Raw genomic sequence first — 23,639 nt, 5'->3', positions numbered from 1 at the left:
TCGGCGGTGATATTGCCGTTGCCATCCTGGGTGGTCTTGCCATCGACGTTGAGGAACACGTTGCCGCTGGTGGCCAGCCCTTCGTTGATCGCCAAGTCACCTTGGGTACCGATGCTGACGTCGCCGGTGTTGTTCACGCCGGTGAGGGTTGTCTGCGTGCCGTCGGCATGGGTCGCGGTCAGCGAACCCACCTTGAGGTCTGCGCTGTTGTTGAATTGGACCTTGCCCGCCGCGCTGGCGATATCGCCAATCACGTTGCCGGTATTGCCCAGTGCGTAATTGCCGCCCAGCAGCACCAGGCCGCTGGCATCCAGCTTGGCCCCGGCGTCGCCGGACTGGGTGGTATTGCCCGCCACTTCCAAAGTGATGATGTCGTCGGCACGGGTCTGGCCCTGGCTGGCATCGTCCCGTGGGCCATTTTCTATGGTGATGCCTTTTACCAACGTCAGGTCGTGATCGGTTTTCAAGGTGACCGCCTCATCGGAGGTAATCCCCACGGTGCCGTCCACGGTACCTACCGTCAGGTTGCCGTTGCCGGCAAATGCCAGGCTACCGACATCGGCGGCGATGACACCCACGTCATGCCCGCCCTTGCCCAGCTGGAAGTCGCCTTCGCCGCGCAAGGCCAATTCGTCTGCGGTAATGGTCGCGCCAGTGCTCTGAGTCGCACCTTTGCCCGCGTCGACGCTCAGCGTCAGCCCCTTGCCGGTCGTGCCATCTTCGTCGGTGCCTTCGGGATCCTTGAGCATCAGATCGCCCAGCAGGTCCAGGACGCCGTTGGCGACCAGGGCCAGATCGTCCTTGAACGTCGCGCCTTCATCGTCGACGGTGATGTTGCGCGTCTTGTCGTTGCCGATGACGACCTTGTCGAAGCCATCCTGGATGTTGGCCAGGTCAGCGTCGGACAGCACCAACGGATCGTTAGGCCCGGTCACCTCCGGGTCATCGCTGCCGCCCAGGTGGATGTCCAGGCTATCGGTCTTCTGCTGCAGGGTAAGGCTGCCGTTACCGGAAACGCTCGCGGCGAGATCGATTTCGTCGGCGGTCAGGCTCGTATCGCCCTGGGTGATCAGGGCCTGGCCGACCGTAAGGGTGTCCGCGACAAGCTTCAGGTCGCCGGTCTGGGTCATGCCGGCGACCGGCACGCCTTGCGGGTTTGTCGGGGTCTGGCTATCGGGAATGGTTACAACGCCGACAGTCAGGTCATCGACATCGGCAAAGCTGACCGTGCCGGTGTCGCTGGCGATGGTGTTGACGTCGTTGGCCGCGTTGTCGAGATCATGGGTGGCGCCATCGCCCAGCAGCACCAGGCCATCGGCGACAATGGCGCCGCCGGCGGTCTGGTCGATCTTGCCACCGTTGCTCTGCAACACCAGGACGGGGGCCGGCTTGGTGTCATCGTTACCGGTGCCCGGGGCGTCGGCCACGGTCAGCTGGTCGTTGATGTGGATATTGCCGGTGCCGGCATTGAGGACGAGGTTGTCGTTGATGCGGGTCGCTTCGATGATGTTGATGTCACCGGTCATGTCCGCGCCGCCGATGTTGACGGAGGTGAACCCGTCGCCCAGTGCGCTGATGTCGGTGCCGGTCAGTTCCAACGAACCGGGGGCGTCGCCTGTGCTGCCGCCCACTGCGATGTTTTTGCTCGGCGTGTTGGTCTCAAGGGTGATGTTCCCATTGCCGGTGACACTGCCGACGCCGCCGTTGAAGTTGATGTCGTCCGCCTTGATGGCCAGGTTGTTGTCGGTGCTGTTGAGGCTGCCGTTGAACGTGATGGAACTGCCTTGCAGGCCCTTGCTGCCCGAGGTTTCGGTCTTGATATTGTCAACGTACAGCGAGCCACCGACCTGCTTGCCGGCGGTCTGGTCGAAACTGCCCGAGACAAACACGAATTTGTACGTGCCGGCCTTGTCAGCCGTTGCCGTGTGGCTTTGCCAATTCACCGCGCCCGTGCCGTTGCCCGTTTCATTCAAGATGATTTGGTATTCGCCGGTATTGACGTTCAACAGGTAGCCGAAGACATCGTAGGTATCGCCGCCCGCGACCGGTTTGTAATCGAAGCTGACCTTTTCCCCGGCGGCCAGGGAGACCGTGCCCTCGCTCACGACCGAAGGGCCACGCATGATGCAGCCGGCGGGTGCGTTGAGGCAGTTGGAGGTATTCTCGGTCCCCAGCAGCAGCGCGGCGCCGCCGTCCTTGCCTTGGCCAGCGGCGGCGACCGGGGTGAGGGGTTTGTAATTCATGTTGCCCTGGTCGCCCGGGGAAACGCTCGGCGCATTGCCGTTCGTTGGCGAGGTCGTCGGCAACGTCGGGTCATTCGGCGAGACCACGCCATCCACCACGGTGACGCCCGTGAAGAACTGGTCGATGGACGTCTTCCAACCGACCAGGCCATTTTCGAAGTCGGCGTTCAGGAATTGCGACGTGCCCAGCTCAACCGCACCGGTGTAGACCTGCTCGCCGCTGGTGAAGACTTTTGCGCCGTTGATAAACGTCTTGCCGGCGCCGCTGGTGGTCGCATACAGAGCGCCCAGCGCGCTGTTACCGCCGACCATGTCGCTGAAGATGATCGAGCCCGAACCGGCATCGACGCGCAGTTGGCGGTTGTTGGCCACCGCATCGGAGTCCACCACGCCGGCAAATACGACATTGCCACCGTTGCTCTTCAAACTGACGTCGGTGTTGAGCGCGATTTTGCCGTTGAGAATCAACGCCAGGCTGTTGCCATTGCCTGCGCCGCTGGCGTCGATATCGCCGTTGAGGAAGATATTGCCGAAGACATAACGGCCTGTTGCGCCGTCGTCGTGTCCCGACTGCAACGTCAGCGTCCGGTCACCGCTGATGCCCTGCGGGGTGTAGTCGCCGTTCCAGTGAATGGTGTTGTCGGCCTTGATTGCCACATCAGTGCCGCCGGCCAGGGCGGTGTCGATCGCGTCGAAACCGACCGTGGCGGCTTGTCCGTTGGCGCCGCCTGTCAGCCCTCCATTACCCGGCCCCACCGTGACACTGTCCGGGTCGAGCAACCACAAGCCACCCTTGCCGTTCTTGGCCGAAGCATCGGCGGCTTTGCTCACCGCCAACTTGGCGCCGCTGGTCTCGATCTTGCCGCCGTCGCCGCCCTTGGCACCGCCGGTGGCTTTCAGCGTGCCCTCCACCCGCGTCACGCTGCCCGGCTTCTTGGTATCCGACCAGGCCACCACGGTACCGCCCTTGCCGTTGTCGGTCGCCGATGCATCGAGCACGGCTCCGGCGGCGATGGTGGTCTGGCTGGCCTGTTTGATCGCCGGGTCCTTGCCTTGCCAGCTACCGCCCACATAAATGTCGCCGCCGCCCTTGGCGCCGGTGGCGTCGAGTTCAGCGCCGCCGTTGATCGCGATACGGTCGCCGGTCACGACAATCTTGCCGCCCTTGCCGCTATCGGAGGACACATCGATACGCCCGGCGACTTGCACACCGCCCTGATCCCCCATCAGCGTCACCACGCCGTTTTCACCGATATCCAGGGAACGGGCTTCGATCAAACCGGTGTTGTTGATGACGGTGCTCGCCAGGGTTTCCGCCGCACGGGCGGTCAGCAGGATACGACCGGCATCGGCACGAATGGCGCCGCCGTTTTCGATCAACGCTTGAAGCGCACCTTCTTTCACTTCCAACTGCACCGGCCCGCCCAGGTCGAGCGTCACGACACTGCCGGCGCCCAGCAGCACATTGCCCTTGTTCGCGGTGATGTTGCCTTCGTTGACGATTTTCGCGGCGATCAGGGCAATGGTGCCGCCTTGCGCGGCATTGATGTTGCCCTGGTTGACCACCGAGGCGGCGCTGTTGCCACTGAAACGGTAGTTGCCCGCAAGGAAATCTTCCGTGGTCATGTTGAGCGTGGAGGCGACCAGGCCGCCTACATCAACCTGCGCACTGGGTGTAAACAGGACGCCGTTGGGGTTGACCAGAAATACCTGGCCGTTGGCTTTCAGTGCGCCCTGAATCACCGACACATCCGAGCCCAGCACGCGGTTCAATGCGACAGACGCCGCGCCCGGCTGGACGAACTGGACGGTGTTGCCTTTGCCGACGGAGAAGCTTTGCCAGTCAATCGCGAGCTTATCGCTGCCCTGATGAATGGCCATGTTGTTGCCGTTCTGATGAATGCTGCCGTTACCCGCCACGATATTGCCGCCCGACGGTAACGCTCCCGCCGTGGCAACCGAAGCGAAGACCCCGCCGCCCACGCCAATGACCAGGCTGAGGGATTTGCGGCTTTTGTCTTTGCCTTGGCTTTTGACCAACTCTGATGCCACCTGCCACGCGCCCAACACAGCATTCCAGACTACTCGGTAAGCTCGGTTCATTTTTGTTCACTCATCCTTAATACGGCTGGCCGCGCCACGATGATCAGGCGGTTCGCAATCAAACAATCAAATGGAAAACCGCATCCGGACGGATGACGGCTCGAAATCCCAAAGTGCTCCGTTCCATCATGTCCGCGGTAAGCGGGGTGATACCTTTGCTGGAGCACCCACGGCTTTTGATTGAGGGGATTGAGTGAATTTTTTTTCATCTGGAGGGTGCTCGACACTGGAATACCTGTGGGAGCGAGCTTGCTCGCGATGGCGGTAAACCAGACGCCACTGATGTTGCCTGACCCGGCCCTATCGCGAGCAAGCTCGCTCCCACATGGAAATTGTGGCGAACGCAGCATTTGCGCACGCCCCGATCAAAACTGTGGGAGCGAGCTTGCTCGCGATGGCGGTACACCAGCCGCCATTGATGTTGCCTGGCCCGGCCCTATCGCGAGCAAGCTCGCTCCCACATGGAAATTGTGGCGAACGCAGCATTTGCGCACGCCCCGATCAAAACTGTGGGAGCGAGCTTGCTCGCGATGGCGGTACACCAGCCGCCATTGATGTTGCCTGGCCCGGCCCTATCGCGAGCAAGCTCGCTCCCACATGGAAATTGTGGCGAACGCAGCATTTGCGCACGCCCCGATCAAAACTGTGGGAGCGAGCTTGCTCGCGATGGCGGTACACCAGCCGCCATTGATGTTGCCTGGCCCGGCCCTATCGCGAGCAAGCTCGCTCCCACAGTGGACTGTGCCCATCGCCACGGATTTATTCGTTTGCTCAAGGTCGGCGGTGTGCAGCTAAGATGGCCGCAGAGAAACCACAGGGAAAACAGGCGTGATGCAATCGCAATTCGATCCGTTGGTTCATATCGATTGGAAAACACCGGGCAGCGACTTGCTCGGGCTGTTGCAGCATTACTATCCCGACATCGGTGTGTTTGCCGGTCCGGGGTTCGAGGCGTTGTTGGATGAGCTGTCCAACGAGATGCCCGAGGTCTGTTTCGAGGCACTGGCGCCGGTGTTGGGGGGGCAGGGTTATGACTTGTGGAACCTGGATGCCGGCGGCGATGATTATCGGCCGGTGATTGTCCCGGTCACTCAGCGCGAGGCCTTTGCCCGTCACTGGCAGGGCCAGCACGGCGAACCGAGGTTCACGGCGAGTTTGATCGAGCCGCCCAAGCCTGCCGCCGTCGAACGCAAGCCGGCCAAACCCAAGCGCAGCAAGGTGAAGTGGCTGCAGGAAGTCCATGACTATCCCGGCGCCACCTATGTCCATGAATACAACTACCGCAACGGTTGGGCCGCCATCACCGAGCAGGATGACGACCAGTGGCTGTGCTTTCTGATCGATTACAACCCATGGCCGCCCGCCGAGCAGGACATGCTCGAACACCGGACCGATGGCGTGGACGGCGCGGACCTTCAGCTCATCGATGCCGATGCCCGGCGCAGCCTGTGGAAACGTCGGGTCATACGCGGCGATTACAGTGCGGACGACCGCTACCAATACGAAATTCGTCAAGGCGATGAGATCGCGGCGTTCGGGCCGGCCGGGGTGCAATGGCCGGAGTTTGAACAGCCCTGCGTGGTTCTGGGCTCGGAGATATTCGAACGTCAACGTATCTACGAACCCGAGCATTTGACGCGGGTCTGGCGGATCACGGCGGACAGCAGCGACGTGATTTTCGAGGACGCGGATGAACTGACGATCCTGCCCATCGGCCCTCGCCGTTTGCTGTTCATGCAGCACAACGGGCCGAAGTGCTGGGTCTGGAATCAAGACTCACCACAACAAGCCATCGTCGCCCGGGCGATGCCTGCCGAGGGCTATAGACTCAGGGCGTCAACGGCTTACCTGGGGGGTGACGAGATCCTGCTGTTCAGCGAAGGCGCGCGGCAGAACGTCGAGCATTCGGGTTATCAGGAGACGGTGCTGTTGGCGTGGCGCTTCAACTTCATGACCGGCGCCCAGACCAAGGCGACGCTGGACGGTTTCGGCAGTGAACTGCGCCAGGACACGCGCTTGCTGGTCACCCAGCCCAAGCAAGTCATCACGTTGCGCACCTTTCATGGGCAGCTTCATGTTGCCCGGGGGCATGGGGATTGGTGGGTGTGGAATTACCGGACGAATACGTTCGGCACACAGACCTTGGCGTGGTTTTGGAATCAGCGCAGCCATGAGGTGGTGAAGCTGTCTTCCAAGGATATTGCGCGGGTAAAGCCGGAGATTCGTTACTTGGCGGCGCAGGATCGGTATCTGGCGTTCGAGACGGAGTTTGTCGCGCGGTTGCCGGTGTTTGAGCAGATGGTTGAGGCCAAAGGGTGTGAGGGATTGGTTTTCGAGTGATGGATCTCTGCCGCCCTCAGAAAAACACAGCGGACTGCCTCGCTACCATTTTTCAATGGCATGCGTGATTTGTGGCGAGGGGATTTATCCCCGCTCGGCTGCGCAGCAGTCGTAAAACCTGCCATCCGTTTTTTCCTGATGCACCGTGGTGGATGGCTTTGGGACTGCTACGCAGCCCAGCGGGGATAAATCCCCTCGCCACAGTTCCTTAGCGCCCTCTAGTGAATGGGCTCAAACCCGCAGCAACCCGCGAAACCCTCGCGCCGCGTAATACGACTGCACACCGTTGTGGTAAACGAACACCCGGCCATAACGAAAGTCACCGAAAATCGCCCCGCCGAGGGCACGAAGCTCAGGGGGAGTTGCCAGCCAGCTGGAAGTCTTGGCATCGAATTCCCCCAACTCCTGCAGCGCTCGGTACTGATCTTCCGTCAACAGGGTGATGCCCATCGCTTCGGCCATTTCAACCGCGCTGCCCGTTGGCTTGTTCTCCTTGCGAGCGTCCAGGGCCGCGCGGTCGTAGCAGAGGCTTCTGCGGCCGGTTGGGCTTTCTTTGGCGCAATCGCAGAAGGAGACAACGCCGGTCTCTTTATTGTGGCCGATCACGTCCGGTTCGCCGCCGGTGGCTTCCATGGCTTGGAGGGCCTTCAGGACGTTAAGGTTGCCTTCCAACCTGGCCTGGACATCGGCCCATGGGATACCTGGGTGGCGATGGGGGTTTTGTTCGAAGCGGGCTTTCAAAGTTTGGAGAAGGTTTTCCTGATCCTGTTTTTTCATGGTTTTGGGTCCGTTGGTGGCCGGTTCCAAATCTTGGCAGTATCAGCGTAGCAACCCCATTGAGGCGGGAGGTCAGAAACCAATATGGATCGTGCGTTCGTCGGGCAGTTCTGGAAGTTCATCAAGGACGGCGGCTATGCAATTCGCCAGAATGGTGACAGCAGTGGGGACTCGCCGTTTTTTTATCGTTTCCAGAATCCTGAGGACAAATCCTTTCCCGTTCAGGTCGAGCTATTTTCCCGAGTGCCGGATGGCCTGGAGCATGAAGAAGCGGCCAGAATGACCAAGGTCCCCGTTGAGGAGCAAGCCGCCAGCCTGTCTGCGATCATTCTTGATGATGAGTACTACGCCTTTCTCCTGGCCGGCGTGGATCACACCCAGGATATCAGCCACATCGGTGCTGATCGGCTCGTTCCCCTCAAAGCCCATGCCTGGCTTAACAAGAAGGCGCTGCTTGAACAAGGCATTGCCGTGAACAGTCGCGATATCAAAAAGCACTTCAGAGATGTGATCGTACTGGCTGTCGGTCTAACTGAAGGAATGGCCCAGCTACCTGAACGATTGGCGCTCGATTTGAAGGCGTTTCTAAATCAAGTACCCGCTGAGCTCGCGTCAAATCCCCAAGCTTACAAAGGTGTGAACGGCGACCGTTTGATCAGGACCATTCAAGAAGCCTTCAGCCTCGATTGAATCAGGTTTTCCGCACGCTATCAGCCGCCCTGATAGCGTGTGTAAATATTGTTTTAACGTCTGACTGGCGGCCTCAGCATGACATTGGAACTACCGCTGCGCCTCCCCCTGTGGATAAACATCACTGACATTCAACGACAACTGGGCCGCCACTTCATAGCCATCGGCCTTGCTGAAGTTCAACTGAAACTCCTGATAGGCCGGCCCGGCCAGCCAGCGGTTGACTTGCAGGTCCTGGTACTTGGAGCTCTCCCCGGGCGTGAGCTGCCCGAACAGCGGAAAGCCCGCATCGGAAAAAATCCGGTCTGCCTCGAACCAGTCCATCTCCTTATCAAACTTCACACTTGAGCCCACCGCCGCCCACGCCTCTGGCGTGACTTTCTGGCCAATGTCCAGGAAGACCACTTTGCTTTCTTTCGCGGCGATCAGGAAAGGCAAGGCGATCGGTGTTCCCGTGGAATCGAGGAGCTTGGATTTCATACCGGCATACTCCCCGCCGCCATTTTCCCTGCGCTCCCAGATGCGCCAGTCGATGACACTTTCCGGGTTGAAACTGTTGTTGGTGAGAATGATTTTGTAGCGCTGCTTGAAGAGCACGGACGGGAAATCGGCGAAGGGTTTGTAGAACGACACGGTGCTGTGTTCAGCGCCGACCCGGATGATGATCGGGGTTCTACGGCTGGCGACGCTGTCCTGGTATTGCTGGTAGCTGAAATAGGCAGAGGCGATGGATACGATCAAGGCCAGTGTTGCAATGGCATCCGTCCGGGTGAGGGTCTTGAACCATTTCATCATGAGGTGGCGTGTCCAGGCATGGGTGGTGGCTAAAATGGCGTCATCGCGAGCACGCTCGCGCCCACAGATTGTTGTTGCAATGCCATTCCAGCATGAATGGCTAAGGTGAAGTAACCCTGGCGTCCATCACTGAGCACATGAGGCCCGTATGAAGAACTTCACGATTCAACGCATCGACCACATCGTCCTGCGCGTAAAGGACCTCGAGCGCAGCCTCGCTTTCTACACCTCGGTGCTCGGTTGCGAGCTGAAGAAGCGCCGGGACGATCTTGGCATGCTTCATCTGGGCACCGGTGTTTCGATGATTGACCTGGTTGCCGTGGACGGCCCCCTCGGTCGCCAGGGCGGTCCGGCAGCGGGAAAGCAGGGGCACAACGTCGATCACTTGTGCCTGCGTATCGAGCCGTTTGATGAACCAGCCCTTCTCGCGCATTTGGCCTCAGCTGGCCTGACCGTTGAGAAAGCGCAGATGCGCTATGGCGCGGAGGGCAAGGGCTGGTCGATTTACTGCTTCGATCCGGACGGCAACCAGATCGAGTTGAAGGGCCCGGCGCTGGAGCCCTGAGCTTCATCCCTGTGCGAGCTTGCTCGCGAAAGCGGCCTGTCTGGATCGGTGATGTTGACCGTGCCGGCGTCATCGCGAGCAAGCTCGCTCCCACAGGGAGGCGGTGGTGGACGCAATAGTGGCACTTCAGTAGCATTCGCCCACTTTATCGATCCTTCAAGGATGACTCATGCTCGCCCTGCCTCGCCGTCTTGCCCCGTCGTCAGCATTGTCCGCGTTGTTCGTATTGCTCGGCGGTTGCAGCGTCAACGGCAGTTACCCCGACGCCATCGAAGCGGACGCCGCCAAGTTGCGGTTTGTCGCCAATACCAGCAACGCCACGCTGGATTACTTCGATGCCGCCCATTGCGACGGGCAAACCACGGGCATTCTCAATAATCTGCTATTGAGCGATACCGCGCGGCGGGTGGGGATGAGTGTTCCGGCGCCCACCGATGCCAAGGGCTACCTGGAGGTCAAGCTCAAGCCCGGCGAGCAGATTTACCTGCGCACCAACATGAACAGCGGTTATGCCGTGTGCGGCAAGGGCTTCAACTTTACACCCGAGGCCAATGCCGAATACGAGGTGACCTTCAAGTCCGAGAAGAACTTCTGCCTGACACAGTTGCAGCGCCTGCAGCGGGTCGACGGCAAGGACGTGCGCACACCGATCCCGATCCTGAAAAAAGATTTTCCCGCCTGCGCCGGTCGCAACGCGCTGTTTCCCAAGACCTATCCGGACACGCCCCATCGCCTGGAGCTGATGAACCGGGTCATCGAGAAGAGCCTGGTCGTCACCGTGAAAACCGATCCGACCAAGGAAAAAGTCGAGACTTATTCGCCAGAGAAACTCGACACGCTGATCAGCGAACGCAAGGCCAAGCTCGGCTTCGACCTGCCGCCGGACTACTGGACGCTGTACCGGGAAAACCTGAAGACATTTGGCGATGACATGGCGCAGAACAAGGCGCGCTCGCTGGAACGCTTCAAGGACGAATACCAGACACGCCTGCGGCAAGTGAAGGATGAGCAGCTGGAACAATGGGCGTTGCCCAAAACCGCCAATGCCAAGCCGGAGAAAGCCGAGATCGATCTGGACATCGCGATGATGGTGGAGTACTTCCGGATCGGGAACGGGGTGACGGTCGAAGCGGTAGGTCATCACTTGGAGAGGATGGCGCAGATGGATGAGCGCTACGGGGTTTGTGCACGGTTTGCGGAGTGCTGGAAGCGCAACTAGCGGGAACAGCAGCGCTGTACCGCCGTCATCGCGAGCAAGCTCGCTCCCACAGGGGGGCGGTGGTGGACACAGCATTTGCAGACACCCGAGATCAAAAACTGTGGGAGCGAGCTTGCTCGCGAAAGCGGCGGATCAGTCAACACCGATGTGGCTGACACACCGCTATCGCGAGCAAGCTCGCTCCCACAATGTTCTGCGGTGGAGGTTATTGCGCCGTCAACTCGACCACACCTCGAACCCGCTGCTGCATATTGATCAAATGCAACCGCATCGACGCCCGCGCCGCTTGCGCATCGTGCCGCGCCAACGCCGCGTAGACCTGCTCCCGCTCACGCACCACCAACGCCCGATTTTCATCGGTCACCGCCGGTCCGGCCTGTTGCACCACGGCGATCAACGTATTGCCCACATGGGCCATGGCGTCGATGAAAAAGCTGTTGCCGGTGCACTGGGCGATCTGCAGATGGAATTCGAAATCGACCCGGGCGCTTTCGTCATCCGTTGGGTCAAAAGCATTCGCCGCGTCGAGCGCTTCACGCATCGCCTGCAACTGCTCCGGCGTGGCCCGTTGCGCGGCGATGCCGGCGGCTTCCACTTCCAGGCTCAGGCGCAGTTCGATCACGGCGAGCGCATCGTAGGCCCCGCCCTTGACGTGTTTGCTGCCCTGGAAATCCCCCGGGCGGGCGGTGTCCACCACGAAGGTGCCGATGCCGTGACGGGTTTCCACCAACCCTTCGGCCTGGAGCCGCGACATGGCTTCGCGGACCACCGTCCGGCTGACGCCGCGTTCCTTGATGATGACTTGTTCGGTGGGCAACTTGCTGCCCGCGGGCAGTTCGCCGGCCAGTATCTGCTGCGTCAGGTCGATCACCAGTTGTTGAGTCATGCTCAGGCGTCGATCGGGTGTGACACGGTCCATTGCACTATCCATTAAAGCCAGACGATCGCGGCATTATAGCCGCGACCTTGCGCCAAAACTCACTATAATGCCCGCTGATCACCCAAGAGCAAGCCGATGACGGATCAAGCGTTATCTCCACTGAACAAGCCACGCCGCCTCGCCGAAACCCTGGTCGACCGCTTCGCCCAGCGCATGCGCGACGGCATCCTCAAGTGCGGCGAAAAGCTCCCCACCGAAGTGCATATCATGGAGGCCGAAGGGGTCAGTCGTTCGGTGGTGCGTGAAGCGCTGTCGCGCTTGCAGGCGGCGGGGCTGGTGGAGACGCGCCATGGCGTCGGCACCTTTGTCCTCGATATGCCGGCGCCGGAGGGCTTCACCTTGGGCCCGGCGACGATTGCCACGTTGTCCGATGTGCTCAACCTGCTGGAGTTTCGCCTGAGCCTGGAAGTCCAGGCCGCCGGCATGGCCGCCGAACGCGCAACCCCCGAAGCCCTGGCCGAACTGGCCCAGGCGCTGGACGCATTGCTGCAAGGGCCGGAAAAATCCGGCACCACCATCAATGCCGATTTCCAGTTCCACCTGAAAATCGCCAAGGCCGCCGGCAATTACTACCTGATCGATATCATGAAGCACTTGGGCACGAAGCTGATCCCGCGTACCCGCATGAACTCCGCCTATTCCGGGCAAAGTGACCGCAGTGCTTACCTGCAGGGGATCAACGCCGAACACCAGCAGATCTTCGACGCCATCGCCAGCGGCAATGTCGACGCGGCGCGGGCGGCCATGTACCTGCATTTGAGCAACAGCCGCATGCGCCTGTGTGAAACGCAACAGCGCCAGGCGTTCTACAACGAGTAATCCCTGCCCTCCCCTGTGGGAGCGAGCTTGCTCGCGATGGCGGCGGATCAGCCAACATGAATGTGGCTGACACACCGCCATCGCGAGCAAGCTCGCTCCCACAAGTTGACCCCGGTGCTTCGACAACTTAGAAAAAGTTGTATTGAATACCGACCCGCAGACGCAGTTGGCGATCACTGTCGACGGAGTTGACTTTGATATCGCCCACTTCAAAGAACGGCGCCCAGCGTTTGTCCCACTTGTACTTGACCACGGCATTCTGTTCATAGTCGTCGGTGCCGCCGTTATAACGGATGTAGTTGGCATCGAAGTACGTCAATTGATATTCATACGCCCACGGCCCCTGGTTCGCGTAGTTGATGTACACGTCGTAGCGATGGATCTTCTGGTCGTCCTGGCCGTTGTCCGGCACGTCATGGTCGACCTTGTCACGGTCGAGCTTGGAGGAGTCGTAGCGGTAGCGTCCGGCGATACTCAGCTCCTTGGTGATCTTGTAGCCCAGGCGCATGCCCAGCTTGTAGGTGGTGGATTCCTCGTCGCTTTCCATGGCGAACGAGGGCGTCAGCGTCCAGCGATCATTAAGCTTGTGCTGGTAGTTGACGGTGAATTCATGGCCGCTGCCGACGGTGTTGTCGAAGGCAACGTCTTCGCGATCACCGGCGGTCTTGTATTTGAGTTCCCCTTCCAGCCCCACGCCGTTGTCCAGCCGCATGCCAAACTTGGCGCGGTCGGCATGCATGCGGGTTTGTTCCGCATACTGGTGGCGTACGTTGATATAGCCGGTATCGGCCATGGCAACGACCGAAGTGAACAAGGAAGCGAGGGACAGCGCGACGAGTGTCTTTTTCATGTTTTTTATTCTTGTTAGTTGAGTCATTAGTGGGGTTGAACGGCAAATCGCAGGCGAGCGCGAGCGCGGCATTGAAACCTGCGGTTCAACGTCTTCTACGGGTTAAAACACGTGCAACGAACGAGTTACCTCAAACAGCGATAGGTATTCGCTGTATGTCCCGACTGGCTTGCACCAGCAAGCGGGTGTACGCATGGGTGGCGCCATCGCTCGCCAGCAGATGGCTGTCGAGCGTCTCCACCACCCGGCCCTGCTGCATCACCGCCAGCCGATCACACAAATGCGCCACCACCGCCAGATCGTGGGTGACCATCAGGTAGGTCAACCCTTCCTGGCGACGCAAGTCGGCCAGCAGGTTGAGGATTTCCGCCTGCACCGAAACGTCCAGTGCCGAGGTCGGCTCGTCCAGCAACAGCACCCGGGGCCGCAGGATCAATGCACGGGCGATCGCCACCCGCTGGCGCTGACCACCGGACAACTGGTGCGGATAACGGAAGCGAAAACTGTCGTTCAAGCCGACCTTGCGCAGGATCTCGCTGACCTTCTGCCCCCGCCCATCGATGCCATGGATGCGCAGCGGTTCCTGCAACGCGGCGTCGATGGTGTAGCGCGGATGCAACGAGGCATACGGGTCCTGGAACACCATCTGCACCGTGCGGTAGTGGTTCAGCGGCAGGTTGCGCGTCACGGCCTGGCCGGCGACCCGCAGTTGTCCGCTCCAATGCTGGTACTGCCCGGCCAGGCAGCGCAGCACGGTGGTCTTGCCCGAACCGGACTCCCCCACCAGGCCGAATGCCTCGCCTTCGGCGACGCTCAAATCGACGTCGTGCAATACCGCGTTCAATGCCGCGCCGGTGCCGAAACTGAGGTTCAGGCCGGCGATTTCAATCATGCTCATGACAGGCTCCTCAAGCGTTCAACCAGAGTGGGTCACGCTGCAACACCGGCAGCGTGGCACGCGGATGGTCCAGGCTCGGCAAGGCGGCCAACAGGCCTTGGGTGTAGGGGTGGGTGGCGTGATCCAGGTCGGCCGCGGCAATCGACTCGACCACGCGGCCGGCGTACATCACCAGCACGCGGTCACAGAAATGCCGCACCAGGTTCAGGTCGTGACTGATGAAGATCAGCCCCAGGTCACGCTCGCTGACCAACTCCTCCAGCACGTTGAGCACCTGCCGGCGCACCGACACGTCCAACGCCGAAGTGGGTTCGTCGGCGATGATCACCTGGGGATCGGTGATCACCATCATGGCGATCATGATCCGCTGGCCCATGCCGCCCGAGACCTCGTGGGGGTAGAGGTCGTAGACCCGCCGGGGATCGCGGATATGCACCTTGGCGAGCATGTCCAGGGCCCGTTCGCGCGCTTCGCGATGGGGCACCTTGTGATGGGCCAGGTACGCCTCGGCGATTTGTTCGCCAACCCGCACCACCGGGTTCAGCGAGTATTTCGGGTCTTGCATGATCATCGACATGCGCGCGCCGCGAATCGCCTGGATCTGCTTTTCGCTGGCGGCCAACAGGTCGATATCGGCGAAGCGCAAGGTCTTGGCGGTGACCCGCGCCGTCGGCGGATGCAGGCGCAGAAGGCTGCGGCCGACGGTGGATTTGCCCGAGCCGGACTCGCCGACAATGGCGAGCTTTTCTCGCCTCAACGTGAACGACACATCACGCACCGCCTGTGAGGTTTTGCCGGCGTGGCGAAACTCCACGCACAAGTCCTGTACCACCAGTTTTATCTCAGTCATGGGCTGTTCCTCAGGATTGGCTGCGTGGGTCGAGGACGTCGCGCAAGCCGTCGCCCAACAGATTGAAGGCCAGGCTGACCAGCATGATCGCCGCACCGGGCGCCGCCACCAGCCACCAGCTTTCGAGCATGTAGCGCCGCCCGGTGGAGATCATCGCGCCCCACTCCGGCAACGGTGCCTGGGCGCCAAGGCCGAGAAAGCCCAGGGCCGCAGCGGTGAGGATGATGCTCGCCATGTTCATGGTCAGGCGGATAATCACCGACGACAGGCACATCGGGATGATGTGGCGCAGGATGATGCGGGTGCTCGACGCGCCCTGGAGCTGCACCGCGACGACGAAGTCAGCGTTGCGCAGCGGCAGTGTTTCGGCCCGCGCCAGACGCGCAATCGGCGGCCAGGCCGTGAGTGCGATGGCGATGACCGCATGCTCCAATCCCGGGCCGAGGGCGGCGATGAACGCCAGCGCCAGGACCAGGCTGGGGAACGAGATGAAGATGTCGGTGATGCGCATGAACAGGCTGTCGACCCAACCGCCGAAGTAGCCGGAAACCGTGCCGACCAACAGGCCGATGGGGCCGACGATCACGGTCACCAGCAAGACGATGTACAAGGTGATGCGCGAGCCATACACCAGCCGGGCGAAGACATCGCGACCGTATTCGTCGGTGCCGAACCAGTGCACGGCGCCGGGTGCCTGCAAGGCCCCGGCGAGGTTCTGCAGCAGTGGATCGTGGCCGGCGATCCAGGGCGCGAAGACCGCGACCAGCATCAGGGTCGCGACGACGATCAGGCCGGCGAAGGTCATCGGGTTGCGCAGCAAAAAACGCAGCAGGCGCACGGTGCTGGCGACCAGCGCTGCCGTACTCGAAGCGGGCAGCGTGGTACTGCCGGCTGCGCTGGAAGCAAGGGGCAGGTTCATGAGCGAGTCCTCGGGTCGAAGATCTTGTACAGCGCATCGCTGATCAGGTTCAGCGTCACGAAGATGAGGCCGATCAGCAGGACGCAGGCCATCACCGCGTTCATGTCGCCGAGCAGCAAACTGCTGGTCAGGTACTGGCCGAAGCCCGGCCAGGCGAACACGGTTTCGATCAGCACCGCACCTTCCAGCAGGCCGCCATAAGCCAGCGCGACGATGGTCAGCAACTGCACGCGAATGTTGCCGAAGGCATGGCCCCAGACGATGCGGCGCTGGGACAAGCCCTTGACCCGGGCGGTGACGATGTACTCCTGGGACAGTTGCTCGAGCATGAAGCTGCGAGTCATGCGGCTGATGTAGGCGACCGAGTTGAAACTGAGGATCACCGCCGGCAACAGAATGTGCCGCAGCGCGCTGCGAAAGGCCTCCCAGTCGCCGGACCAGGCGGTATCGATCAACAACAATCCTGTGTGTTTCGGGATCAGCCCGTCATAGGCCAGGCCGATCCGCCCGACGCCGCCAGCCCAACCCAGCCAGGCGTAGAACACCAGGAAGGCCATCATGCCGATCCAGAAAATCGGCGTGGAATAACCGAACAGGGTGATTAGCCGCGCGACATGGTCACCGGCACGGCCCTGATGCGTCGCCGCGTAGACGCCCAGCGGCAAGCCCGCCAGCACGCCGAACAGGATGGCCAGGGTCGCCAATTCCAACGTCGCCGGGAAGACCCGGGCGATGTCGGTAATGACCGGGTTGCCGGTCAACAAGGCCATGCCGAAATCACCGTGGAGCAGGTCGCCCAGGTAGATCGCGAACTGGGTCCACAACGGCTTGTCCAGGCCCAGCTCCTGGTACACCTGGGCGTAGGCCGAAGCGTCGGCGTCCGGGCCGACGATGGCCAGCACCGGGTCCAGGGGCATGACCCGACCGATGAAGAAGGTCAGTAGCAGCAACCCCAGCAGCGTCACCGCCACCGAGCCGCCGCGCCGGGTCGCCGAAGCGGCCCGGGTGGTCCAGATTGAAAAGGATGCAGTCGACATGTTCATTCCTGCCTTGGCCGTGCGGCCGTCGATTTCAGCGCTGCTTGTAGACGTCCCGAAGGCGCGTGGTGGCGGCGGTGTGGCCGATGTAGTTGCGCACATCCGCGTGGATCACCACTTCGTCCACCATCTGTGAGACCGGCATGATCGCCCCGGCCTGTTGGTCGTAGAGGGTCTGGATCTGCCCATAGATTTCGCGCTGGCGCTCGGGGTCACGTTCGCGCTCGGCTTGCTCGATCAGTTGATTGAGCTGCGGGTCGAAGAACGAGGTGCGCCAGCCCTGGAAGTTGCTCAACTTGGCTTCGGTGCGGTTGTCCGGGTTGTACACCAGGGCCCGCAGGCTCGAATGCGGATGACGCTCCGCCCCACCGCCGCCACGACCGACGAGGATGTCGAACTGGCGGTCGCGCATCGCGCCATAGATCTGGTTGCCGGTGCCAGTGATGATCGTCGCCTGGATCCCCGCCTGGGCCAGCGTCGCTTGCAGGCTGGTGGCGATGTTGATGAACGGCGGATCGGTCAGTGAACGGATGGTCACCTTGAAGCCTTCGGCATGCCCGGCCGCCGCCAACAGGCGCTTGGCTTCGGCCACGTCCAGGCGATAGCCCGGATCGTCCAGGCGTGCCGGCAGCCCCAACTGCAAGGGCCGCTGATTGATCACGCCGTAGTGCGGCATGACCACGTCGTTGATGCCCTGGTAGTCGATCAGCAAGCGGATGGCCTGGCGTACGCGGATGTCTTGGAACAACGGCTGCTGCATGCTCATCGCCACGTAGTACAACGTGCCGCGGGCGATGCTCTGGATGCGCACTTCATCGACCTTGCCCAACGCCTTGATGTCGGTGGCGGCCATGCCGCGGGCGACGTCCAGGTCACCGCGCTCGACCATCAGCCGCAGGGCCTGGGACTCGGTCATGTTGCGCATGATCACCCGGCGCAACTTCGCCGCGCCGCGCCAATAGTCGTCATTGCGACTCATCAGGATCACGTCGTTGGCCCGCCAGATGTCGAGCTTGAACGCGCCGGAGCCGGCCGTATGCGTCGCCAGCCACGCCGCCCCCTGATCGTCGCCGACTTGATGTTGCAAGGCGACCGAGCGATCGATGATAAAGGCACTGGGAGAGGTGGCCAGGGTATTGAGCACCAGCATCGGGTCAGTGACGCGTGGCAACTCCATGACAAAGGTGTGCGGCCCTTCGGCACGCATCAGTTGGACGACGTTGTCGGCGGTGAAACCGTAGGCTTTCCAGGTGGAAGCCAGGGCGCGGTTGAGGGTGACGACGCGCTGCAACGACCAGGCGACGTCTTGGGCGGTGAGCGGTGCACCGGAGTGAAAACGCACGTCGTCGCGCAATTGGAAGGTCAGGCGCATGCGGTCGGGGCTGACGTCCCAGGTTTTCGCCAGGGCCGGAATCAGCGTGTCCGGCTGCGCCGCGTCCTGCTCCAGGAGCATGTCGTAGACGTTGGCGTTGACCTCGGCGACCTCCAGCCCCGTCGCCGCGGCAGGGTCCAGGGACAGCAGGTTGATCATGCTCATGCCCACCACCAATTGGTCGGGGGGCGTTTCGCCTTGGGCCAGGCTGACGGGCACCTGCACTGCGCACAGGGCCACGGTGACACACAGCAGCCGGGTCAGGCGCTTGGGCCAGAGATTCATGGTTCAGTCCTTTCTTATATTTATAAAGACTTGTCGCCCGGGCAGCCATCGACCTCAGGCGTGGAACAGGATCAATGTCGGGACAAGGTGTTGGCCTCGATATACGCGAAGTTGATGTCCTCGCCCAACCCCGGCCGGTCGGACAGGTGGACAAAACCGTCGGCGTCCATGGGGTCGACGATACTGTTGAGGTGCGCCGGGACGTCTTCATAGTCGAGGAACGGGTGCAGCAGGCCGCGCTCGTACCAGCGGCAGTTGCTGATCGCCCCGACCACCGCCAGGTTCGCCGCGCCATTGCCGTGGACCTCGCAATCCATGCCGAACGACTCGGCCAGGTGCGCCACCTTCAGGCACGGCCCGATACCCCCGACCCCGGCCACGCCGGCGCGCAGGATGTCACAGGACTTCTGGGTGACCCAACTGGCGCGGCTGTGGAACTTGCCGGCGATGCTCTCCGGGCCTAACACCGGGATGTCCAGGTTGGCGGCCAGCCAGGCATAGGACTCTGCGGAATCTTCCATCATCGGCTCTTCGAACCAGGCGAAATTCAGCTTTTGCAGGGCCTTGCCAATGGTCAGCGCATCCATGCGGCTGTACCAGTGGTAACCGTCGAGCATCAGCGCGATGTCGGGCCCCACCGCCTCACGCACGGCGGCGCAGGCCTGGATGTCCATTTGTGGATTCGGGGCGAAGGATATCGGCGGCATCCAGGTGTGCAACTTGATGGCCTTGTAGCCGCGCTGCACCAGTTTCTCGGCAAATTGGCCGTACTCGTCCGACGTCGACAACCCGCCCGGCAAATCGTCGCCGCACATCGTCGAGCCATACGCCGGGACCTTGTCGCGATAACCGCCAATCAGCTTATGCACCGGCAACTTGAGCTTGCGCCCGGCCAGATCCCACAACGCCTGCTCCACCAGCGCCAGCGCCCGGTCGGTGAACTGCCCGGCGCTGCCGCGCTGCCAGTGCGCCAGGTCTTGCCAGATGCTTTCACGGTCCATCGGATCGCGGCCCACCAGCACTTTGCGCACGAAGGATTCGATGATGTGCGGACGAATCAACTCAGGCGGGCCAAAGGCATAACCCTCGCTGCCATCGTCGCAGCCGATTCGCAGCAAGGCCATCTTGATCATGACCTCATCACCCGGATGGGCGTGACCGGCGCTGTCCTGGGCACGGCGCGAAGGGGTGGAAAAGACTTCGACGTGAACGCCTGTGATTCTCATAGAAGGGTGCACCCTGTTGTTATTGTTTATTTGTATGTCGTCATACAACGCAGCGGATTATTCTGACGTTTCACGCGGACTGTCAACCCACAAAATCAATAAAAATTACGAAATACTGGGCCTAGCTAGAGAAATGAGATTATTCTCCCAGAGGAAAATTTAGAATGTCGTCATACCACACAACAAAAACAATACGACTCGCCCCGGGAGGGCCACGATGGCGGGAGGAGGACTGGAAACCGAGGCGGGAGAATAAAAATTGTGGGAGCGAGCTTGCTCGCGATAGCGGTGTGCCTGGGCCGATGATGTTGGAGGCGCCGCCATCATCGCGAGCAAGCTCGCTCCCACAGGGGGGCGGCTGTGATGGGTGCAGGACCAGTGAACACCCGCTCCCACCCCGCAGAAGCCCGATGGTTTGCCCGACGGAACACGTCATCCAGCGGAGGATGATTTTTCTCCTAGACTTGACGTTGTCCGCTGTACGTCGGGTTCCGAAGAGGCCCGTACGATGAATGTAAAGGTAAAGGGAATTTCGCAATGCTCAAACCTGTATGGAAAGCGTTCGCCTGCACTCTGGCTTTCGGCGTGTGGGGCACGGTCATGGCGGCTGAGCCGATCGTCATCAAGTTCTCCCACGTGGTAGGCGACCAAACGCCCAAGGGCCAGGGCGCGCTGATGTTCAAGAAGCTGGCGGAAGAGCGACTGCCGGGCAAGGTGAAGGTCGAGGTCTACCCCAACTCCACGCTGTACGGCGATGACAAGGAGATGGAAGCCCTGCTTCTGGGAGAGGTGCAGATCATTGCGCGGTCACTGGCCAAGTTCGATCAGTACACCAAGACCGTGCAGCTGTTCGACTTACCCTTTCTATTCGACGACATCGCCGCAGTAGACCGTTTCCAGCAAAGCCCCGAGGGCCAGAAACTGCTCAAGTCCATGGAAAGCAAGAACGTCACCGGCCTGGCCTATTGGCACAACGGCATGAAGCAGCTGTCGGCCAACAAGCCATTGCGTACCCCTGAGGATGCCCGTGGCCTGACGTTCCGGATACAGACCTCCGCGGTGCTGGAGGAGCAGTTCAAGGCGGTGGATGCCAAGGCCAAACCGATGATTTTCTCGGTGGTGTACCAGGGGCTGCGTACCGGCCTGGTCAACGGCACGGAAAACACCTATTCGAACTTTTACAACCAGAAGCTCAATGAGGTGCAGCAATACGTCACCGAATCCAACCACGGCATACTCGACTACATGTTGATCACCACGTCGGACTTCTGGAACGGCCTGCCGCCGGATATCCGCAGCGAGCTGGAGAAGATCGTGGTCGAATCCACTGCCCATACCAACCAGGAAGCGGAACGCTTCAACCAACAGGACAAGCAGCACGTCCTGGACGCCAAGACCACCGAGATCATCACCCTCACACCGCAAGAGCGCAGTGTCTGGCGCGAACGAATGAAACCGGTATGGGCGAAGTTCGAGAAAGAGATCGGTCCGGACCTGATCAAGGCGGCCGAGGCCTCCAACAGCGCCCAGTGACATCGCCAGGCTTGACACTTTCCCGTGGCGGGGAGCTTGCTCCCTCGCCACAACAGTGCCCGCCACCCTATCCCCAGCCGCACAGCACATTGCGTTATGATCCCCGCCTCTCCCTGAACAGAGCTTTTTCCGCTGATGCTGTCGTCCACCCCCGATATCACCCTTGCCCTGCCCCCTGTCCTGGTCGGCCCGCTCTTGCGGCGGCTGGAGCCTGCGCGCCTGGTGATGTGGCTGGTGGGCACACGAGCGTTGGCGTTGACGCTGCGCATTGACGGTGTCGGCGACCTGGCACTCGATGCATCACGTTGCACCGTGGTGCCGGTGGGGCAGCGGGCGTTTGTGCACTTGATCGATGTGACGCTCGACGCCCCCCTGCCCCAGGACGTGGCGATTGACTACGACCTGCTGGTGGACGGTGCGCCCATCGCCGAGTGGGCGCCGCATCTGTTGTATGACGGTGCTCAGTGCCCGAACTTCCTGCTGCATTCGCGTATCGAGCAATTGGTCCACGGTTCCTGCCGCAAACCCCACTACCCGGCCAACGACGGCCTGCTCTGCGTCGACCGTCTGCTCGCGCAAGACCCGGCGCAACGCCCGGCACTGTTGATGATGAGTGGTGACCAGGTCTATGCCGACGACGTCGCCGGGCCCATGCTGCGGGCGATTCACGGGCTGATCGAACGCTTGGGGCTGTTCGAGGAATGCCTGGACGGCGCCGTCGTGGAAGACAGCGCCAAGCTCTACCGACACCCGGCCAGTTATTACCATCGCGCCGATTTGCTGCCGGCACTGGAGAGCAACGAAACCCTGCGCGAGCGCTTTTTCGGCGGGGCGCGCAAGCCGATCTTCACCAGCAGCAGCGCCGACAATCACCTGGTGACCTTCGCCGAGGTGATGGCGATGTATCTGCTGGTGTGGTCGCCGGTGCCCTGGACACTGATCGCTGTGCAGCCCCCCGAACTGACCGTCGAGCGGCGCCAGCGCTACGACCTGGAGCAGCGACGCATCGACGCGTTCAAGACCGGGCTGGACGGCGTGGCGCGGGTATTTGCGCACTTGTCATGCCTGATGATTTTCGACGACCACGACATTACCGATGACTGGAATCTGTCCGCGCAGTGGGAGGAAACAGCCTACGGCCATCCGTTCTCCAAGCGCATCATCGGCAACGCCTTGATCGCCTACATGCTCTGCCAAGGCTGGGGTAACAACCCGGATGCCTTTGCGGACGTGCTCCCGCAAACCCTGGCCTTGAGCGACACCGCCCGAGATCGCTACCTCGACAGCGAACCACAGGACCAATTGATCGACACCCTGCTGGGTTTCCAGCAGTGGCATTACGTACTGCCGAGCACGCCGGCCCTGGTGGTGCTCGACACCCGCACCCGTCGCTGGCGCAGCGAGAACAACCTCAAGCAACCTTCCGGCCTGCTGGATTGGGAAGCCCTGAGCGAGTTGCAGCAAGAATTGTTGGATCACCCCTCGGCCATCATCGTCTCACCGGCACCGATCTTCGGCGTAAAGCTGATCGAGACCGTGCAGCGGGTGTTCAGTTGGTGCGGTTATCCGTTGCTGGTGGACGCGGAAAACTGGATGGCCCATCGCGGCGCGGCGCAGGTGATCCTGAACATTTTCCGACACTCGCGTACACCGGGTAATTACGTGGTGCTGTCAGGGGATGTGCATTATTCCTTCGTCTACGAGGTGCTGATCCCACACCGCAAGGGCGGCCCGCGTATCTGGCAGATCACCAGCAGCGGCATCAAGAATGAATTCCCGCCCGTGCTGCTGGAATGGTTCGACCGCCTGAACCGTTGGCTCTACTCCCCGCGCTCGCCCCTGAACTGGTTCACCAAGCGCCGCAGCATGCGCATCGTCCCCCACACCCCGGAACACGCCGAAGCGGGCGAACGGCTGTGGAACAGCGCCGGCATTGGCCAGGTGTTCTTCAATGAACAGGGCCAGCCCACGAAGATCTACCAACACAACGCCAACGGCCAACCCCCGACACGCATGCTGCCCCCAAAATCCCCACCAGCCTGAAAACATTGTGGGAGCGAGCTTGCTCGCGAAAGCGGTGTATCAATCGCCAAATAAGTTGCCTGGCACTCCGCTTTCGCGAGCAGGCTCGCTCCCACAGGGGATTGGGGATGGATGCAAAATCTGCAGTCACACCAA

The 23,639-nt window shown here is 61.3% G+C and carries 19 protein-coding genes; 7 read left to right on the top strand and 12 right to left on the bottom strand.

Annotation, left to right across the window (positions count from 1 at the left end; genetic code table 11):
• Window positions 1-4,346, bottom strand: a 4,346-nt coding sequence (locus BLQ55_RS32265; RefSeq protein ID WP_092257614.1) for a two-partner secretion domain-containing protein, incomplete at its 3' end; no start/stop codon positions are given.
• A complete protein-coding gene (locus BLQ55_RS32260) occupies window positions 4,343-4,696 on the bottom strand; it encodes a hypothetical protein (RefSeq protein WP_176814247.1) in 354 nt (117 codons plus the stop codon). The genes BLQ55_RS32260 and BLQ55_RS32265, both read right to left, overlap by 4 nt.
• 481 nt (window positions 4,697-5,177) lie before the next feature.
• On the opposite strand from BLQ55_RS32260, the gene BLQ55_RS24110 reads away from it, so the two are divergent.
• Window positions 5,178-6,686 (top strand): hypothetical protein, encoded by a 1,509-nt coding sequence (locus BLQ55_RS24110; protein WP_092257611.1) that lies wholly within the window; start codon window positions 5,178-5,180, stop codon window positions 6,684-6,686.
• A gap of 231 nt (window positions 6,687-6,917) precedes the next feature.
• On the opposite strand, the gene BLQ55_RS24105 is transcribed toward BLQ55_RS24110, so the two are convergent.
• Window positions 6,918-7,463 (bottom strand): DUF4256 domain-containing protein, encoded by a 546-nt coding sequence (locus BLQ55_RS24105; RefSeq protein ID WP_092257675.1) that lies wholly within the window; start codon window positions 7,461-7,463, stop codon window positions 6,918-6,920.
• 84 nt (window positions 7,464-7,547) lie between these two features.
• Here BLQ55_RS24105 and BLQ55_RS24100 point away from each other — a divergent pair, with 84 nt between their 5' ends.
• Window positions 7,548-8,153, top strand: a complete 606-nt coding sequence (locus tag BLQ55_RS24100; protein WP_256326645.1) for a hypothetical protein — start codon at window positions 7,548-7,550, stop codon at window positions 8,151-8,153.
• 90 nt (window positions 8,154-8,243) lie between these two features.
• Here the strand turns inward: BLQ55_RS24100 and BLQ55_RS24095 are convergent, their stop codons facing one another.
• Window positions 8,244-8,945, bottom strand: coding sequence for a hypothetical protein (locus tag BLQ55_RS24095; protein WP_176814246.1), 702 nt, complete (start codon window positions 8,943-8,945; stop codon window positions 8,244-8,246).
• Between the two features lie 151 nt (window positions 8,946-9,096).
• Between BLQ55_RS24095 and BLQ55_RS24090 the strand changes: the two genes are divergently transcribed.
• The gene (locus BLQ55_RS24090) at window positions 9,097-9,513 is read left to right on the top strand and encodes a VOC family protein (protein ID WP_072410941.1); all 417 of its coding nucleotides are present in this window, start codon (window positions 9,097-9,099) and stop codon (window positions 9,511-9,513) included.
• A 169-nt stretch (window positions 9,514-9,682) separates the two neighbouring features.
• Window positions 9,683-10,732: a hypothetical protein gene (locus tag BLQ55_RS24085; RefSeq protein WP_092257608.1), complete on the top strand. Its 1,050-nt coding sequence runs from the start codon at window positions 9,683-9,685 to the stop codon at window positions 10,730-10,732.
• Between the two features lie 205 nt (window positions 10,733-10,937).
• Here the strand turns inward: BLQ55_RS24085 and BLQ55_RS24080 are convergent, their stop codons facing one another.
• Entirely contained in the window at window positions 10,938-11,651 is a 714-nt protein-coding gene (locus BLQ55_RS24080; protein ID WP_092205558.1) for a FadR/GntR family transcriptional regulator, read from the bottom strand.
• A gap of 96 nt (window positions 11,652-11,747) precedes the next feature.
• On the opposite strand from BLQ55_RS24080, the gene BLQ55_RS24075 reads away from it, so the two are divergent.
• Window positions 11,748-12,491: a FadR/GntR family transcriptional regulator gene (locus BLQ55_RS24075; protein WP_092205559.1), complete on the top strand. Its 744-nt coding sequence runs from the start codon at window positions 11,748-11,750 to the stop codon at window positions 12,489-12,491.
• A 127-nt stretch (window positions 12,492-12,618) separates the two neighbouring features.
• Here BLQ55_RS24075 and BLQ55_RS24070 read toward each other — a convergent pair whose 3' ends face one another.
• From BLQ55_RS24070 to BLQ55_RS24040, 7 genes are all read right to left on the bottom strand, one after another.
• Window positions 12,619-13,341 (bottom strand): oligogalacturonate-specific porin KdgM family protein, encoded by a 723-nt coding sequence (locus BLQ55_RS24070; protein WP_092205560.1) that lies wholly within the window; start codon window positions 13,339-13,341, stop codon window positions 12,619-12,621.
• A 130-nt stretch (window positions 13,342-13,471) separates the two neighbouring features.
• Window positions 13,472-14,239 (bottom strand): ABC transporter ATP-binding protein, encoded by a 768-nt coding sequence (locus tag BLQ55_RS24065; protein ID WP_092205561.1) that lies wholly within the window; start codon window positions 14,237-14,239, stop codon window positions 13,472-13,474.
• A gap of 10 nt (window positions 14,240-14,249) precedes the next feature.
• Window positions 14,250-15,089 carry an ABC transporter ATP-binding protein gene (locus BLQ55_RS24060; RefSeq protein ID WP_092257605.1) on the bottom strand — a complete coding sequence of 280 codons (840 nt, stop codon included), beginning with the start codon at window positions 15,087-15,089 and terminating at the stop codon, window positions 14,250-14,252.
• 10 nt (window positions 15,090-15,099) lie between these two features.
• On the bottom strand, window positions 15,100-16,008 hold the full coding sequence (locus tag BLQ55_RS24055) for an ABC transporter permease (protein WP_092257602.1): 909 nt from the start codon (window positions 16,006-16,008) through the stop codon (window positions 15,100-15,102).
• Window positions 16,005-17,045 carry an ABC transporter permease gene (locus BLQ55_RS24050; RefSeq protein ID WP_092257599.1) on the bottom strand — a complete coding sequence of 347 codons (1,041 nt, stop codon included), beginning with the start codon at window positions 17,043-17,045 and terminating at the stop codon, window positions 16,005-16,007. The genes BLQ55_RS24055 and BLQ55_RS24050 overlap by 4 nt, the downstream gene beginning before the upstream one ends.
• Before the next feature lie 34 nt (window positions 17,046-17,079).
• Window positions 17,080-18,702, bottom strand: coding sequence for an ABC transporter substrate-binding protein (locus BLQ55_RS24045; RefSeq protein ID WP_092205565.1), 1,623 nt, complete (start codon window positions 18,700-18,702; stop codon window positions 17,080-17,082).
• Between the two features lie 71 nt (window positions 18,703-18,773).
• Window positions 18,774-19,928, bottom strand: coding sequence for a mandelate racemase family protein (locus BLQ55_RS24040; protein WP_176814245.1), 1,155 nt, complete (start codon window positions 19,926-19,928; stop codon window positions 18,774-18,776).
• Window positions 19,929-20,465: 537 nt separating this feature from the next.
• Here BLQ55_RS24040 and BLQ55_RS24035 point away from each other — a divergent pair.
• A complete protein-coding gene (locus BLQ55_RS24035) occupies window positions 20,466-21,461 on the top strand; it encodes a TRAP transporter substrate-binding protein (RefSeq protein WP_092205567.1) in 996 nt (331 codons plus the stop codon).
• A 135-nt stretch (window positions 21,462-21,596) separates the two neighbouring features.
• On the top strand, window positions 21,597-23,504 hold the full coding sequence (locus BLQ55_RS24030; RefSeq protein WP_092257596.1) for an alkaline phosphatase D family protein: 1,908 nt from the start codon (window positions 21,597-21,599) through the stop codon (window positions 23,502-23,504).
• The last annotated feature ends 135 nt before the right edge of the window (window positions 23,505-23,639 follow it).

Source organism: Pseudomonas sp. NFACC13-1 (assembly GCF_900104425.1).
Lineage (GTDB): Bacteria > Pseudomonadota > Gammaproteobacteria > Pseudomonadales > Pseudomonadaceae > Aquipseudomonas > Aquipseudomonas fluorescens_AA.
The sequence above is the reverse complement of the archived record's forward strand: the minus strand, read 5'-3'. Positions and strand labels throughout refer to the sequence as shown.

Coding starts and splice junctions, on each gene's coding strand:
- BLQ55_RS24075 (WP_092205559.1), top strand. CDS start 11,748: ATGACGGATCAAGCGTTATCTCCACTGAACAAGCCACGCCGCCTCGCC.
- BLQ55_RS24090 (WP_072410941.1), top strand. CDS start 9,097: ATGAAGAACTTCACGATTCAACGCATCGACCACATCGTCCTGCGCGTA.
- BLQ55_RS24070 (WP_092205560.1), bottom strand. CDS start 13,341: ATGAAAAAGACACTCGTCGCGCTGTCCCTCGCTTCCTTGTTCACTTCG.
- BLQ55_RS24100 (WP_256326645.1), top strand. CDS start 7,548: ATGGATCGTGCGTTCGTCGGGCAGTTCTGGAAGTTCATCAAGGACGGC.
- BLQ55_RS24085 (WP_092257608.1), top strand. CDS start 9,683: ATGCTCGCCCTGCCTCGCCGTCTTGCCCCGTCGTCAGCATTGTCCGCG.
- BLQ55_RS24030 (WP_092257596.1), top strand. CDS start 21,597: ATGCTGTCGTCCACCCCCGATATCACCCTTGCCCTGCCCCCTGTCCTG.
- BLQ55_RS32260 (WP_176814247.1), bottom strand. CDS start 4,696: ATGCTGCGTTCGCCACAATTTCCATGTGGGAGCGAGCTTGCTCGCGAT.
- BLQ55_RS24095 (WP_176814246.1), bottom strand. CDS start 8,945: ATGAAATGGTTCAAGACCCTCACCCGGACGGATGCCATTGCAACACTG.
- BLQ55_RS24055 (WP_092257602.1), bottom strand. CDS start 16,008: ATGAACCTGCCCCTTGCTTCCAGCGCAGCCGGCAGTACCACGCTGCCC.
- BLQ55_RS24105 (WP_092257675.1), bottom strand. CDS start 7,463: ATGAAAAAACAGGATCAGGAAAACCTTCTCCAAACTTTGAAAGCCCGC.
- BLQ55_RS24065 (WP_092205561.1), bottom strand. CDS start 14,239: ATGAGCATGATTGAAATCGCCGGCCTGAACCTCAGTTTCGGCACCGGC.
- BLQ55_RS24110 (WP_092257611.1), top strand. CDS start 5,178: ATGCAATCGCAATTCGATCCGTTGGTTCATATCGATTGGAAAACACCG.
- BLQ55_RS24060 (WP_092257605.1), bottom strand. CDS start 15,089: ATGACTGAGATAAAACTGGTGGTACAGGACTTGTGCGTGGAGTTTCGC.
- BLQ55_RS24045 (WP_092205565.1), bottom strand. CDS start 18,702: ATGAATCTCTGGCCCAAGCGCCTGACCCGGCTGCTGTGTGTCACCGTG.
- BLQ55_RS24080 (WP_092205558.1), bottom strand. CDS start 11,651: ATGGACCGTGTCACACCCGATCGACGCCTGAGCATGACTCAACAACTG.
- BLQ55_RS24040 (WP_176814245.1), bottom strand. CDS start 19,928: ATGAGAATCACAGGCGTTCACGTCGAAGTCTTTTCCACCCCTTCGCGC.
- BLQ55_RS24035 (WP_092205567.1), top strand. CDS start 20,466: ATGCTCAAACCTGTATGGAAAGCGTTCGCCTGCACTCTGGCTTTCGGC.
- BLQ55_RS24050 (WP_092257599.1), bottom strand. CDS start 17,045: ATGTCGACTGCATCCTTTTCAATCTGGACCACCCGGGCCGCTTCGGCG.